The sequence below is a fragment of the Burkholderia sp. AU6039 genome, from assembly GCF_002223365.1.
Lineage (GTDB): Bacteria > Pseudomonadota > Gammaproteobacteria > Burkholderiales > Burkholderiaceae > Burkholderia.
In genome coordinates, this window is record NZ_NKFK01000001.1 from 50,637 (window position 1) to 64,069 (window position 13,433).

11 protein-coding genes are annotated in these 13,433 nt (G+C 66.0%); 9 read left to right on the forward strand and 2 right to left on the reverse strand.

The features are described from left to right. Nucleotides 1–138 precede the first annotated feature (138 nt). Nucleotides 139–588, forward strand: coding sequence for a lytic transglycosylase domain-containing protein (locus CFB39_RS00265; RefSeq protein ID WP_069246751.1), 450 nt, complete (start codon nt 139–141; stop codon nt 586–588). 159 nt (nt 589–747) lie between these two features. Then, on the forward strand, nt 748–2,061 hold the full coding sequence (locus CFB39_RS00270) for a GTP-binding protein (RefSeq protein WP_089424129.1): 1,314 nt from the start codon (nt 748–750) through the stop codon (nt 2,059–2,061). Between the two features lie 118 nt (nt 2,062–2,179). Here CFB39_RS00270 and CFB39_RS00275 read toward each other — a convergent pair whose 3' ends face one another. Then, the gene (locus CFB39_RS00275) at nt 2,180–2,458 is read right to left on the reverse strand and encodes an HU family DNA-binding protein (RefSeq protein ID WP_006401505.1); all 279 of its coding nucleotides are present in this window, start codon (nt 2,456–2,458) and stop codon (nt 2,180–2,182) included. A 388-nt stretch (nt 2,459–2,846) separates the two neighbouring features. Between CFB39_RS00275 and mnmC the strand changes: the two genes are divergently transcribed. The 7 genes from mnmC (at nt 2,847) to CFB39_RS00315 (ending at nt 11,734) form a co-directional block, all read left to right on the forward strand. Then, nucleotides 2,847–4,793, forward strand: coding sequence for a bifunctional tRNA (5-methylaminomethyl-2-thiouridine)(34)-methyltransferase MnmD/FAD-dependent 5-carboxymethylaminomethyl-2-thiouridine(34) oxidoreductase MnmC (mnmC, locus tag CFB39_RS00280; protein WP_089471865.1), 1,947 nt, complete (start codon nt 2,847–2,849; stop codon nt 4,791–4,793). Nucleotides 4,794–5,464: 671 nt separating this feature from the next. Further along, complete coding sequence (locus tag CFB39_RS00290) at nt 5,465–6,679, forward strand: cation:proton antiporter (protein WP_089424132.1); 1,215 nt, start codon at nt 5,465–5,467, stop codon at nt 6,677–6,679. Nucleotides 6,680–6,693: 14 nt separating this feature from the next. After that, nucleotides 6,694–7,809, forward strand: a complete 1,116-nt coding sequence (locus tag CFB39_RS00295) for a YbdK family carboxylate-amine ligase (RefSeq protein ID WP_006490006.1) — start codon at nt 6,694–6,696, stop codon at nt 7,807–7,809. 508 nt (nt 7,810–8,317) lie between these two features. Next, nucleotides 8,318–8,956, forward strand: coding sequence for a MarR family winged helix-turn-helix transcriptional regulator (locus tag CFB39_RS00300; RefSeq protein WP_027788730.1), 639 nt, complete (start codon nt 8,318–8,320; stop codon nt 8,954–8,956). A 28-nt stretch (nt 8,957–8,984) separates the two neighbouring features. Then, nucleotides 8,985–9,695: a glutamine amidotransferase gene (locus CFB39_RS00305; protein ID WP_089471995.1), complete on the forward strand. Its 711-nt coding sequence runs from the start codon at nt 8,985–8,987 to the stop codon at nt 9,693–9,695. Nucleotides 9,696–9,910: 215 nt separating this feature from the next. Next, nucleotides 9,911–11,023 (forward strand): NADH:flavin oxidoreductase/NADH oxidase, encoded by a 1,113-nt coding sequence (locus CFB39_RS00310; protein ID WP_089471867.1) that lies wholly within the window; start codon nt 9,911–9,913, stop codon nt 11,021–11,023. A gap of 180 nt (nt 11,024–11,203) precedes the next feature. Continuing rightward, nucleotides 11,204–11,734, forward strand: a complete 531-nt coding sequence (locus tag CFB39_RS00315) for an SET domain-containing protein (RefSeq protein ID WP_089444736.1) — start codon at nt 11,204–11,206, stop codon at nt 11,732–11,734. Nucleotides 11,735–11,876: 142 nt separating this feature from the next. On the opposite strand, the gene CFB39_RS00320 is transcribed toward CFB39_RS00315, so the two are convergent. Then, on the reverse strand, nt 11,877–13,361 hold the full coding sequence (locus CFB39_RS00320) for a sensor histidine kinase (RefSeq protein WP_089424135.1): 1,485 nt from the start codon (nt 13,359–13,361) through the stop codon (nt 11,877–11,879). Nucleotides 13,362–13,433: the final 72 nt, after the last annotated feature.

A 13,433-nucleotide genomic window follows, 5' to 3' on the forward strand; every position in this document is an offset into this window, starting at 1 on the left:
GTATAACCGGGCGGCCGTATTCCTGACTGTCGCAAGCTGACGGACTGTCGGTATGATACGGGCGGCACGATTCTCGTCGCACGAATAACAGGCACGGGTTTTCCCGACCCTCACGCATTTTCTTGTCGATTTCGCACCATGAACAGACGGTTCGTTTCGATCGTGTTGATCGCCGCCGGCGGGTATTTCGCCAGCGCGAACGCTCGCGCGGACTGTTTCGACGAGGCCGCTAAATATCAGCAGGTCAATCCGCTGATCCTGCGTGCGATCGCGTGGCAGGAATCGCGCAACCGGCCCGGCGCGCTGAACAAGAACACGAACGGCTCGGTCGACTACGGCCTGATGCAGATCAATTCGATCCACCTGCCGACGCTGTCGCGCTATGGCATCGGCCGCGACACGCTGATGGAGCCGTGCAAGAACGTCTATATCGCCGCGTGGCATCTCAAGCAGAAGATGAACCGTTACGGCAACACGTGGCAGGCGGTCGGCGCCTATCATTCGGAAACCCCGTCGCTGCGCGACAAGTATGCACGGCAGATCGCCGGCATCCTGACGCAGTGGAAGCTGCTGCCGCCCGTGCAGTGACGCCGCGCCGCAGCGCGGCCTGATGCCGTACCGGCCGGCCGGCGCGCGTTTGATGCACAATGCGGATCTCACGCCGCAATTTCGCCCGTCCGCGGGACGATCGCGCCCCGGAAGGGCGTCGCGGCCGCTTTTTCAATTTTTCCGTTGGTGCATATCGCTATGAATCCGGCAATGAACCAGCCGTTGCCCGTCACCGTGCTGTCCGGCTTCCTCGGCGCCGGCAAGACCACGCTGCTCAATCACGTCCTCGCGAACCGCGCGGGCCTGAAAGTCGCCGTGATCGTCAACGATCTCGCGGCGGTCAACATCGATGCGTCGCTCGTGCGCGACGCGCAGGCGCTGTCGCACGTCGAGGAGCGCCTCGTCGAGATGTCGAACGGCTGCATCTGCTGCACGCTGCGCGACGACCTGCTCGTCGAGATCCGCACGCTCGCATCCGAAGGCCGCTTCGACGCGATCATGATCGAATCGACCGGCATCGCGGAGCCGATGCCGATCGCCGAAACCTTCACGTTCGTCGACGATGACGGCACGTCGCTGTCGACCATCGCGCGGCTCGACACGCTCGTCACCGTGGTCGACGCGTACAACTTCCTGCGCGACTACGGCTCGGACGATGCGCTCGCGACGCGCGGCATCGCCGCATCGGAAGAGGACGACCGCACGCTCGTCGAGCTGCTGATCGAGCAGATCGAATTCTGCGACGTGCTGGTGATCAACAAGGCCGACCTCGTCGCCGCGGACGACCTTGCCCGCCTGCAGCACATCCTCGCGCGACTCAATCCGCGCGCGCACCAGGTCGTGTCGACGTTCGGCAACGTGCCGCTCGACGAAGTGCTGAACACGGGCCGCTTCGATTTCGACGAGGCCGCGAACGCTCCGGGCTGGCTCGCGTCGCTCGATCACGATCACACGCATTGCGACGACCCCGACTGCCATGACGAACATCATGCGCACGTGCACGGCGAAGCCGACGAATTCGGGATCGGCAATTTTGTTTACCGCGCGCGCCGGCCGTTTCATCCGGCGCGACTCTGGGCGCTGCTGCATCAGGAGTGGCCGGGCGTGCTGCGCAGCAAGGGCTTCTTCTGGCTCGCGACGCGCAACGACATCGCGGGTTCGCTGTCGCAGGCGGGCGGCGTATGCCGACATGGCCCGGCGGGGCTTTGGTGGGCGGCGCAGGATCGCGCCGAATGGCCGGACGACGACGAGCTGCTCGGTGAAATCCGCGCCGAATGGCACGGCGACATCGACGATCGCACAGTGGGCGATCGCCGGCAGGAACTCGTGCTGATCGGTATCGCGCTCGACGCGGATGCATGGCGCGAGAAGCTCGATGCGTGCCTGCTGACCGATGCGGAATTCGCGCTCGGCGCGGCCGGATGGCACGCGTTCGACGATCCGTTCCCGGCGTGGGATGTCGATTCGCACGACGACGACGATCACGGCGACACGCAGATCGTGCACGCGTAACGCGTTGTAAAAACAACCGTTAAATCTTGCAAGAGGGGCGCGGACTGTGGCGAAAATGCTGCGCGCGCCCAACAAAAAACCCGCCGAAAGGCGGGTTTTTCTTGGAACAGGCGCTGGTTTAACGCTTGTTGACGGCGTCCTTGAACGCCTTGCCAGCCGTGAACTTGACCGTCTTGGCTGCCGGGATCTTGATGGTTTCGCCGGTCTTCGGGTTGCGGCCCGTACGTGCTGCGCGCTTGCCCGAACCGAAGCTGCCGAAGCCGATCAGCTGAACCGCATCACCCTTCGACACGGCCTTCTTGATGACTTCGAGCAGCGTGTCCAGCGTTTCGCCGGTTTGAGCCTTGCTGGCGCCCGTTTGGGCGGCGACGGCGTCGATCAGTTCCTGTTTGTTCATTAAGGTTCCTTTATCAGGTTAGGTTGACACGAACAGCGCGAACGCGCCGATTATACGTGCGCGAACCGTGCCGTCGAGAGTCAGACTCCGACGACACAGCGCCGAATCCTGGCCCGCGCGACGCGCCCTCCGGTGAGCCGGTGGCCACCCCGCGGTACGGCGTTGCTATGATAGCGCAGCGCAAACCCAATAACGACAAGGGTTTCAAAGATTTTCATCGGTATTTCGCCGAATGAATCATCGACTGCCCGTTTTTTGACCAGCGCCAACCGGACAGGATACGCAGCGCGGTCCGCCCGTGCGCCGCGCCGTTGGCTTTTTCCAACGACCGGTCGGACGGCCCCGCGCAATCCCTTGCCAGGCTTGGCTGCCACGTTTTTTGTTTCGCATGACCGACCGACTTGTTCCCGCCACGCTCGCGCGCCGCGACGACCGCACGCTCGTCTCGCCCGAGTTCGGCGATCTCCATCGCGGCGCATCCGGCGCGCTCGCGCATCGCATGTTCGTCGCGGGCAACGGGCTGCCGGCGCGCTGGCAGGGCCGTCGCACGTTCACGATCGTGGCGACCGGATTCGGCGCGGGCGGCAGCTTTCTCGCGGCCTGGGCCGCCTGGCGCGACGATCCCGCGCGCTGCGAGCGGCTGCATTTCGTCGCAGTCGAACCGCATCCGTTCTCACGCGACGACCTGCGCCGCGCCGCTTCGCATATCGTTGCGGACACAACCATATCGGCGGATGTCGATGCCCTTGCCGACGCGTGGCCGATGCGCGTGCCGGGCCTTCATCGGCTCGAATTCGACGAAGGGCGCGTGGTGCTCACGCTGGCATTCGGCGATGCGATCGACATGTTGGGGAAGATCGTCGCGCGCGCCGACGCGTTCTGTCTCGACCACTTCGCGTCATCGAGCGACGCGGATCTCCAATCGGCCGACGTGGTTCGCGCGCTGTCGAAAATCGCCGGAGAACGCGCCACCTTTGCAGCGCATGCGAGTTCTGACGCGTTGAAACACGCCCTCGACAAATCGGGTTTCACGTATCGCGAGGTCGACGATCTGCTCGTCGGCGAATATGCGCCACGCTGGCGCGCGCGCCGGCACGAGCCGCCGCTCGCACTGCCCGTTGCGACGCGCCGTGCGATCGTGATCGGCGCGGGGCTGGCGGGCTGCGCGGTCGTCGAACGCCTGGCCGCGCGCGGCTGGGAAATCACGCTGATCGAGCGGCACGACCGGATCGCGAGCGACGCGTCGGGCAATCCGGCCGGTGTATTCCATCCGCTGATGACACGTGACGACAACGTCGCGAGCCGGCTCACGCGCGGCGGCTTCCTGCACGCGCTCGCACGCTGGCGGGCACTCGAACGCGCAGGTCACGCATTCGCGCGCAGCACGCACGGGATGATCCATCTCGCCGAATCGGCCGGCGACTTCGAGCGGATGCGCGAGGCATTCGATGCGTTCGGTGCGCCGTCCGACTATGTCTCGCTGCTCGACGTCGAAGCCGCGCGCGCGCATCTGAACCTGCCGGTCGCGCAGGGCGGCCTGCTGTTTCCGCACGGCGGCGCCGTCTGGCCGGCCGGCCTGTGCGCGGCCCAATTTGCGGCGGCCGGCGAGCGCGTGCGCTTGCTCGCGCCCACCCGCGTTGCCAAGCTCGAACGGCGGGGCGACGCATGGCATGCACTCGACGATGCGGGCAACACGCTGGCAGAAGCGCCCGTCGTCGTGCTCGCGAATGCCGGCGACGCCGCGCGGCTCGCCGGGCTGCACCATGTCGCGCTGCAACCGGTGCGCGGCCAGCTCACGTTGCTGCCGGCCGGCAGCACGGCATCGCTGCCGTGCCCGACGATCGGCGACGGTTACGCGGTGCCGCTCGACGACGGCACGCTGCTGATCGGCGCGACGTTCGAACCCGACGACGTCGATCCCGCGATGCGTGCAGCCGGCCACCTCGAAAACATCGAGCGCGTACGACATCTGCTGCCGGGCCTGATCGGCGACCTGCCGGATCCCGACACACTACGCGGCCGCGTTGCGTTCCGCTGGGTCGTCGGCGACCGCCTGCCGCTGCTCGGCCCGCTCGCGGACGAAGCAGGCGCCATCGCCAATGCCCGCGCGCTGAGCGGTGCGCAGGCACGCGACCTGCCGCGCATGCCCGGGCTCTACGGCGCATTCGGCTTCGGCTCGCGCGGCCTCGTATGGGCGGCGCTCGGCGCCGAACTGATCGCGTCGCAACTCGAAGGCGAGCCTTGGCCGCTCGAGCGCGAACTTGCCGATGCCGTCGACCCTGCACGCTTCCTGATCCGCGCGTTGCGCGCGCGCCGCGTCGGCCAGGCCGGCTGACCGCTCACCCGAGCCGCTCACAGCTTCCCGACTTTTTCGCGCAAGGTTATCCACTCGACGCTGTGGATAACCGCGCGAAATCCACGCGCACTTCGTGTGTAATCACAGTGGACGTAAACTGGGCAACTCGGCACAGCTGTGAGGCGGCCCGAAAGTTGCTCAACCCAAACCTCTGTGCACGAACAGTCTGTGCAACGGGTTATGGGTTCTGCAACGCCTTGATCTGTCGACGTAAACCGAAGTTATCCACAGAACTGTGCGTCCTTTGTTAACTTCTACTACGTATATATACAAGTAAACCTTTGAAACCAAAGACCTGCGGTGCCGCACAGCGCCGCGAGTCGATTCAATGGGTTCCAGACCGAAAAAGCTGTGGCACAATCGGTTTCCTTCGCGTTCATCCGGCCAGGCGCCGGACATGCTTCAATGGAACGGTCGGCACGATTTCGAATCTGAATCATCGAGACTGCGCAGTCCGTTCACACACCAGGCCGACAATCCAGATCGGCAACCTGAACGACTTTCCGCCCTGTGGTGGAAAAGGCGGATCCCATGTCCCGCCGTCGTCGACACAACAATCACATTCGGGGCGATACCCAGCCGGCGCGCATCCATTTCTGACGCTTGACCCCGTGTCGCTGGCGGTCGCTTCCAAAGGAGAAGTCACCACGATGAAGTCGGCGTTCTCATTCCTGCCCAACTGGCCGCTTACGCCGGATGCCGTGTTCTGGGCCGGGCTCGCGTTGTTCGCGGCCGGCCTGTGTGGCGAGCTTTGCTATCGCGCATGGCGTCTGCCTCGCATCACCGGCTATGCGGTGATCGGTCTCATCGCCGGGTCGTTCGGCTTCGGCGTGATCGATGCAAGCACCGACGAAACTTCGCGGTTGCTGATCGACGTCGCGCTCGGCCTCTTGCTGTTCGAGCTCGGCAGCCGTCTCGACCTGCGCTGGATCCGGCGCAATCCATGGCTCGTCGCGTCGAGCCTCGCCGAAGCCACGCTGACGTTCGTGCTGGTGCTGTTCGTGATGCTCGCGCTCGGGGTGTCGGGGATGGTCGCGCTGGTGCTGTCGGCGATCGCGATCGCGACGTCGCCGTCGATGGTGATCCAGCTGAAGACCGAACTGCGCGCGGAAGGGCAGGTGTCGCAACGCCTCATCACGCTCACCGCGCTCAACAGCGTCTATGCGATCGTGCTGACCAAGCTCGTGACGAGCTGGCTCCACCAGGAAGCGTACGGCAACGTGTTCGCGACGATCCTGCAGCCGCTCTACCTGCTCGCGGGTTCGTTCATCGTCGCGTATGTCGTCGCGCGTTCGTGCAACTATCTGTTCCGCCACATGACCGCGACGATGCGCGACGAGCATTCGTTCGTCGCGTTGTTCGGGCTCGTGATGCTCGCGATCGCCGTCGCCCAGGCGCTGAAGCTGTCGACGCTGCTCACGCTGCTGCTCGCCGGCATCATCGTGAAGAACCTCGAGGCGCGCCCGCAACTGTGGCCCGAGCACTTCGGCACGGCCGGCTGGCTGCTGACGGTGACCCTGTTCGTGCTCACGCTCACGTCGTTCACGTGGGGCGACATCGCACTCGGCGGGCTGCTCGCGATCGTGCTGATCGTCACGCGGCTCGTTGCGAAGCTGGCCGGCGTCGTCGCGTTCGCGAAGCCGAGCGGCATCGGCATGAAGCAGGGCGTCGCGCTCGGCATCGCGCTCACGCCGATGTCCGCGCTGTCGTACCTGCTCGTCGACGACACCTACCAGCTCTATCCGAATTTCGACCCGCACCTGCGCGCGATCGTGATGTGCACGATCGTGATCCTGCAGCTCGTCAGCCCGTTCATCGTGTACCGCTGCCTGTCGGCGGTCGGTGAACGCAGCGACGGCAACTGATTCCGGAACCTGCCATGGCACTCGAAACCTTCGTCAATTCCGAGCCGTTTACGTTCGGCGTCGAACTGGAGATCCAGGTCGTCAACACGCACAACTACGACCTGACCAAAGCGGCCTCCGACCTGATGCGCCTGATCCAGGGCGAGACCTTCCCGGGCAACATCACGCCGGAAATCACCGAGAGCATGATCGAGCTGTCGACCGGCATCTGCCATTCGCACGAGCAGGCGGTGAGCGAGCTGCACGCGATCCGCGACGTGCTCGTGAAGGCGGCCGACCAGCTCAACGTCGGGCTGGCCGGCGGCGGCACGCATGCGTTCCAGCAATGGAGCGACCGGCAGATCTACGATGCGCCGCGCTTCCAGTACATCTCCGAGCTGTACGGCTATCTCGCGAAGCAGTTCACCGTGTTCGGCCAGCACGTGCACATCGGCTGCCCCGATCCCGACAGCGCGTTGTTCCTGCTGCACTCGATGTCGCGCTTCATTCCGCACTTCATCGCGCTGTCCGCGTCGTCGCCGTTCGTGCAGAACGTCGACACCGGCTTCCATTCGGCACGCCTGAATTCGGTGTTCGCGTTCCCGCTGTCGGGCCGCGCGCCGTTCGTGCTGACCTGGGACAGCTTCGAGGAGTACTTCACGAAGATGGTGAACACCGGCGTCGTCAACTCGATGAAGGACTTCTACTGGGACATCCGGCCGAAGCCCGGCTACGGGACGATCGAGGTGCGCGTGATGGACACGCCGCTGTCGGTCGACCGCGCGGCGGCGATCGCCTGCTACATCCAGACGCTCGCGCGCTACCTGCTGACCGACCGGCCGCTGAAGCTGTCCGAGGACGACTACCTCGTCTACACGTTCAACCGTTTCGAGGCGTGCCGCTTCGGGCTCGAGGGCACCTGCGTGAATCCTCAGACGGGTGAGCGCCGCACGATCGCCGAAGACATCCTCGACACGCTCGACCGGATCGCGCCGCATGCGGCCGCGCTCGGTTCGCGCGCGGCGCTCGACGAGATCGGCGCGCTCGCGAAGGCGCGCGTGAACGACGCATCGTGGTTGAGAACCGTTTTCAAACAGGAAAAATCGCTCAATGAGACGGTCCGCCAGCAGTGCTTACGTTGGCGCGAGTGAAAAAATGTTTTGCAGATTACGGGGTCGACCGAGTCGCGATTCACTGAACGGCCGGCGGCCCCGATTGCCGCCGAAATCGTTGCCGGTTGTCCCGAAAATCTGTGGATAACCGGATATTCCGCTGCAAAGTCAACGATCTGTGCACGGGATAACCCGGTGGATCATTGCGGTTGGCCCGATGGCCGATCCGAACAGGAAAATGCCCTTGCGCACCGTTTGGCGGTCGTTCGACATTGCTGGCACAACGAAAAATCTTGGTTATCCAGTGATTTTCCACAGAATGAAGGGGATAACTTAGCTGTGCGATTTTCCGCTCTCGCTTAGAATGTCGGCTTTGCGGACACCGGAACGTCGAGTGTCTTACCGGTCGCCGCGAACGCGACCGCCGCGTGTGCCCTCGCGACGGCCGTGCTGACATACTCGCAAGAGCATGTCTGTTTTGAGATAGACATTCGATCTCCACACTACGGCCGCTCGGCAAACCGGGCGGCGGCAAAGCGAAAAGACTATGAGCGAAGGCGTTTACGGGAATCAGGCTTCGGGACGTGTGACCCACAGCCTGCTGCGGTTGAGTACGGCCATGCGAAGCCAGGCATGGGATTGGGCGGAAGGCGCGGGCCTCACGCCGACGCAGGGCGAGATTCTCGTGCTGCTGCTGCAGCGCAAGGGCCCGATGCGGCTCGGCGAGATCGCGCGCGAGACGCAGCTGACCGCGGCGACCACGAGCGATGCGGTGAGCACGCTCGAAACGAAGGGTCTCGTCGAGAAGCGCCGTGCGCTGGACGACGGCCGCGCACTGGCCGTGCGCCTGTCGGCCCGTGGCCGGACGGCTGCGAAGAAGGCGCTGCAATGGCCTGAATTCCTGACGAAAGCGGTCGGCAAGCTCGGTGCGGACGAGCAGGGCGCACTGTATCGCGCGCTGCTGAAGACGCTGCGCGAACTGCAGGTGGCCGGTGCGACGCCGCCGCAGCGCATGTGCTTGACGTGCGCTCACTTCCAGCCGGGCAAGCTGTCGAAGAAGACCGTGCATCATTGCGCGGCGCTCGACATCTCGATGTCCGACAGCGATCTGCGTCTCGACTGCTCGGTGCAGGAAGAGGCCGACGCGGCGACGCAGAAGAAGACCTGGAAGATTTTCGCCGGCTGACGTCCGTCGATCGACCGGGAGGCCGATGATGAACGCTGAAGTCGTGGCGATCCGCCACGTGCATTTCGAGGATCTCGGGAGCTTCGAGCAGGTGCTCGGCGAACGAGGCCGGCGGGTGCGCTACGTCGACGTCGGGTCGTCGCGGGTCGAGGTGCTCGACGTGCTCGAGCCGTCGCTGCTCGTCGTGCTCGGCGGGCCGCTCAGCGTGTACGACGATGCGCAGTATCCGACGATCGCGCCGCTCGCGGCGCTCGTGCGCAAGCGCATCGACGCCGGGTTGCCGATCCTCGGGATCTGTCTCGGTTCGCAGTTCATCGCCCGGGCGCTCGGGGCGCGCGTCTATCCGGCTGCCCAGCACGAACTCGGCTGGACGCCGCTGACGCTCACCGATGCCGGTCGCGCATCGCCGCTGCGCCATCTCGATGGTGCGGCGACGTCGATGCTGCACTGGCATGGCGACACGTTCGACCTGCCGGGCGGGGCGATTCATCTTGCCTCGACCCCGGCGTGCCGTCACCAGGCGTTCGCGTGGGGCCAGCACGTGCTGGCGCTGCAATGCCATCCGGAAATCCGCACCGACCGTTTCGAACCGTGGCTGATCGCGAACGCCGGCGAAATCGCGGCGACGCCGGGCATCGACGCGTGCCAGTTGCGCGCCGATACCGCGCAGCACGGCCCCGCGCTCGAGGCGGCCGCGCGACGCATGTTCGCGGAGTGGCTCGACAGCGTCGGACTCTGACGCCGCCAGCGGCGCCGCCGCTGGCCGCGAACAGGATGCCCGGCCCGCATGCGTTGCAGGCCGGCGCATCGCCGTATGCGCGGCCTTTTCTCCATTGCCGGCCACCTGCCGCGCGCCGTACCTGACCATCCGCTTACTGCCGGACGCGCCATCTGCACGCTGGCCGCCTGCGTGCTACGCTCGTTCGCTCTTTCCCTTCCTGGCGAGCGGCTTCCATGACTGCGCTGTTTTCCCCGTTCACGCTGCGTGGCGTGACCCTTCCGAACCGGATCGTGATCTCCCCGATGTGCCAGTATTCAGCCGAAGGCGGTGAAGCGACCGACTGGCACATGATTCACCTCGGCCATCTCGCGCTGTCGGGCGCGGGGCTGCTCTGCATCGAGGCGACCGCGGTGGAACCCGACGGGCGTATCACGCATGGCGACCTCGGCCTCTGGGACGACGCGACCGAAGCCGCGTTGAAGCCGGTGCTGGCCGCGATCCGCAAGCATTCGCCGGTCCGCATCGCGATGCAGTTGTCGCATGCGGGGCGCAAGGCGTCGAGCAACGTGCCGTGGCAGGGCGGTCAGCTCGTGTCCGTCGCCGACGGCGGCTGGTTGCCGCACGCGCCGTCGGCCGTGCCGCACAAGGATGGCGAGACGCCGCCGCTCGCACTGGATGCCGCGGGCCTGAACCGGATCCGCGAAGCGTTCGCGGCGTCGGCGAAGCGGGCTGCACGGCTCGGCATCGACGCGATCGAGGTGCACGCGGCCCACGGCTACCTGCTGCACCAGTTCCTGTCGCCGCTCGCGAACCAGCGCACGGACGAATACGGCGGCTCGCTCGAAAACCGCATGCGCTTTCCGCTCGAGATCTTCGAGATCGTGCGCGCGGCGTTTCCGGAAGACCGGCCGGTCGGTGTGCGCGTGTCCGCGACCGACTGGGTCGAAGGCGGCTGGGAACTCGACGATACGATCGCGTTTGCGCACGAACTGAAGCGCCGCGGCTGCGACTGGATCGACGTGTCGTCCGGCGGCGTGTCGCCGCTGCAGAAGATTCCGCTGTCGCCCGGCTACCAGGTGCCGTTCGCGCAGGCGGTGAAGCGCGCGGTCGGCATGCCGACGATCGCCGTCGGCCTGATCAACGAGCCCGCGCATGCGAACCGGCTCATCGAGGCCGGCGATGCCGATTTCGTCGCGATGGCGCGTGCGATGCTGTACGACCCGCGCTGGCCGTGGCATGCGGCGGCCGAGCTCGGCGCGCAGGTGACGGCGCCGCCGCAATACTGGCGCTCGCAGCCGCGCGAGCACAAGGCGTTGTTCGGCGACATCGCATTCGGCCAGCGTTGAGCACCGCGCGCGCAATATTGCGTGTGATGTTGAACGAAGCAATCGTGAACGTGTAGGATGCGGGTGATTCGCCGCATGCCCCGACGCGGCACCCACCGGTGCCGCGTTTTCGTTTTGCGCGACGCCAGGCCGTGACCACGGCCGTCTTCCATTCAAGTCGTCTTCACAAGGATTCGTTCGATGAGTTCACGCAGGATCGCGGTGCGCCGCTCGGGAGTGCACGGCAAGGGCGTGTTCGCCGTGGCGCCGATCAAGGCCGGCGAGCGCGTAGTGGAATACAAGGGCGAACGAATTTCGTGGAAGGAGGCGCTGCGCCGCCACCCGCACGACCCGAGCGAACCGAACCATACGTTCTACTTCGCACTGGACGAGGGCGGGGTGATCGACGGCAAGATCGACGGCAACAGCGCGCGCTGGATCAATCACTCGTGCGCGCCGAACTGCGAAGCCGAGGAAGTCAAAGGCCGCGTGTACATCCACGCGCTGCGCGACATCGGGCCGGAAGAGGAACTGTTCTACGACTACGGCCTCGTGATCGACGCGAAGCTGACGAAGGCGCTCAAGCGCGAGTACGCGTGTCATTGCGGCGCGGCGTCGTGCCGCGGCACGCTGCTCGCGACGTCCGACGAGGGCGGCAAGAAGAAAAAGAAGAAGGACAAGAAGGACGGCAAGTCCGAGTCCCGGTCGAAGGACAAGAAAAGCAAGAAGTGACGCAGGCGGCGGCGCATCGTGCGCTGCCGCTGTCGTTTCAGCGGATGGCTGCCGCATCGTGCAGCCGTGCTTTCCGCCTCCTCATCCGGCGCGCGGCCCGATCAGCGGTCGCCCGCCGCGAGTCCCTCAGTGCCTCAGTTCCTTAGTGCGTCGACGCGGCGGCCGGTGTTTCGCTGGCCGGCTTCTCGGTGTGCGCAACCAGCGGCACCCTCACCACGAAGCGCGAGCCGCCTTCCGATGCATCTTCGTACGAGACGGTGCCGCCGTGCATCGCGATGATGTCGTGCACGATCGCGAGGCCGAGCCCGGCGCCCGTCTCGACGCCGTTGCCGCTTTGCGCGTCGCCGCGGAAGAAGCGCTTGAACAGGTCGGCCTGCTGGTTGGCGGGCACGCCGGGGCCGTTGTCCTCGACGACGATCTCGGCGGCCGGCTGGCCGTCCTCGAGCGCGCCGCGCGCGACGTTCACCGTGATCCGTGCGCCGTCCGGCCGCGCGAGCGGCACGTACTTCAGCGCATTGTCGAGCAGGTTCGCGATCACCTCGCGCAGCAGCACGGGGTTGCCGCGCACGACCAGCTTCTCGTCGTCACCCGGATCGTCGGTGCGCTGGAAGCCAAGGTCGACGTGCGACGCAAGCGCGCGCGGCACCCACTCGGCACCCGTCTCGAACGCCATCGCCGCGAGGTCGACGTCGACGAATCGCGCGGCCTGTTCGCCTGGCTCCGCCCGGGCGAGTGACAGCAACTGGTTGGACAGCCGCACCGCGCGGTCGGCAGCCGCGCGCAGTTCGCGCACCGCGGCGAAGGTCTGGTGCGGGTCGCGCGCGACGGCTGCCTGCTCCGCGTGCAGCTTCACGGCCGTGAGCGGCGTGCGCAACTGGTGCGCGGCATCGGCGATGAACTTGCGCTGCGCGTCGAGCGCGGTCTTCAGGCGGCCGAGCAGCGCGTTCATCGCACTCGTCAGCGGCCGGATTTCCAGCGGCACCTCGGTTTCGTCGACGGGTTCCAGCGACGTGTGGGTCTGCCGGTTCAGCGAATCGGCCAGGTGCGTGAGCGGGCCGAGCTGCTGGTTCACGACGCGCCACACGATGCCCCAGCCCGCGAGCAGCAGCAGCAGCAGCGGCATCATGATCGCGACGAGGAATTCGGCCGCGATCCGGTAGCGGTGCCGCACCGGCTGCGCGACCTCGACGACCATCGGCTTGCCGCCTTCGACGTCGTCGACGCGCACCTGCGCCACCCGCACCGCGCGGTTGTCGTATTCGGCCTCGAACACGTACGCGTGATGCATGCGGCGCACGTTGATCCCCTGCAGCGGCAGCTTCGGATCGCCGGCGAGTTCCTGTTCGCCGTCGCTGATCCGGTAGATCAGTGCTTCGGCGGGATCGGAGAACATCGCCTGCGCGAGCGGCGGCACCGTGAACGGCGCGTCGGGGCCGGCGATCTGGATCTGTTTGGAGATGGCGGTCGCGAGATCGGCGAGCGAGCGGTCGATCACGTGCTGCGTGTATTGCCACGCGAGCCAGTAGGCGATCAGGCCGCTCATCAGCGCGAGCATCGACAGCGGGGCGGCGAGGCGCCGAAGCAGCGAGCGGCGCAGGCTGGTGGTCACAGCCGGATCAGGAGACATTTCGACGGGCAAATGGATAAGCGCCGCTCACGAGGAGCGGCGCGGTCGTGCGCCGGGCGGCGACGCGGAGCA

Excerpts from the sequence above, each read along its gene's own strand:
- CFB39_RS00270 (WP_089424129.1), top strand. The coding sequence starts at position 748 with ATGAATCCGGCAATGAACCAGCCGTTGCCCGTCACCGTGCTGTCCGGC.
- CFB39_RS00295 (WP_006490006.1), top strand. The coding sequence starts at position 6,694 with ATGGCACTCGAAACCTTCGTCAATTCCGAGCCGTTTACGTTCGGCGTC.
- CFB39_RS00310 (WP_089471867.1), top strand. The coding sequence starts at position 9,911 with ATGACTGCGCTGTTTTCCCCGTTCACGCTGCGTGGCGTGACCCTTCCG.
- CFB39_RS00265 (WP_069246751.1), top strand. The coding sequence starts at position 139 with ATGAACAGACGGTTCGTTTCGATCGTGTTGATCGCCGCCGGCGGGTAT.
- CFB39_RS00290 (WP_089424132.1), top strand. The coding sequence starts at position 5,465 with ATGAAGTCGGCGTTCTCATTCCTGCCCAACTGGCCGCTTACGCCGGAT.
- CFB39_RS00305 (WP_089471995.1), top strand. The coding sequence starts at position 8,985 with ATGAACGCTGAAGTCGTGGCGATCCGCCACGTGCATTTCGAGGATCTC.
- CFB39_RS00315 (WP_089444736.1), top strand. The coding sequence starts at position 11,204 with ATGAGTTCACGCAGGATCGCGGTGCGCCGCTCGGGAGTGCACGGCAAG.
- CFB39_RS00275 (WP_006401505.1), bottom strand. The coding sequence starts at position 2,458 with ATGAACAAACAGGAACTGATCGACGCCGTCGCCGCCCAAACGGGCGCC.
- mnmC (WP_089471865.1), top strand. The coding sequence starts at position 2,847 with ATGACCGACCGACTTGTTCCCGCCACGCTCGCGCGCCGCGACGACCGC.
- CFB39_RS00300 (WP_027788730.1), top strand. The coding sequence starts at position 8,318 with ATGAGCGAAGGCGTTTACGGGAATCAGGCTTCGGGACGTGTGACCCAC.
- CFB39_RS00320 (WP_089424135.1), bottom strand. The coding sequence starts at position 13,361 with ATGTCTCCTGATCCGGCTGTGACCACCAGCCTGCGCCGCTCGCTGCTT.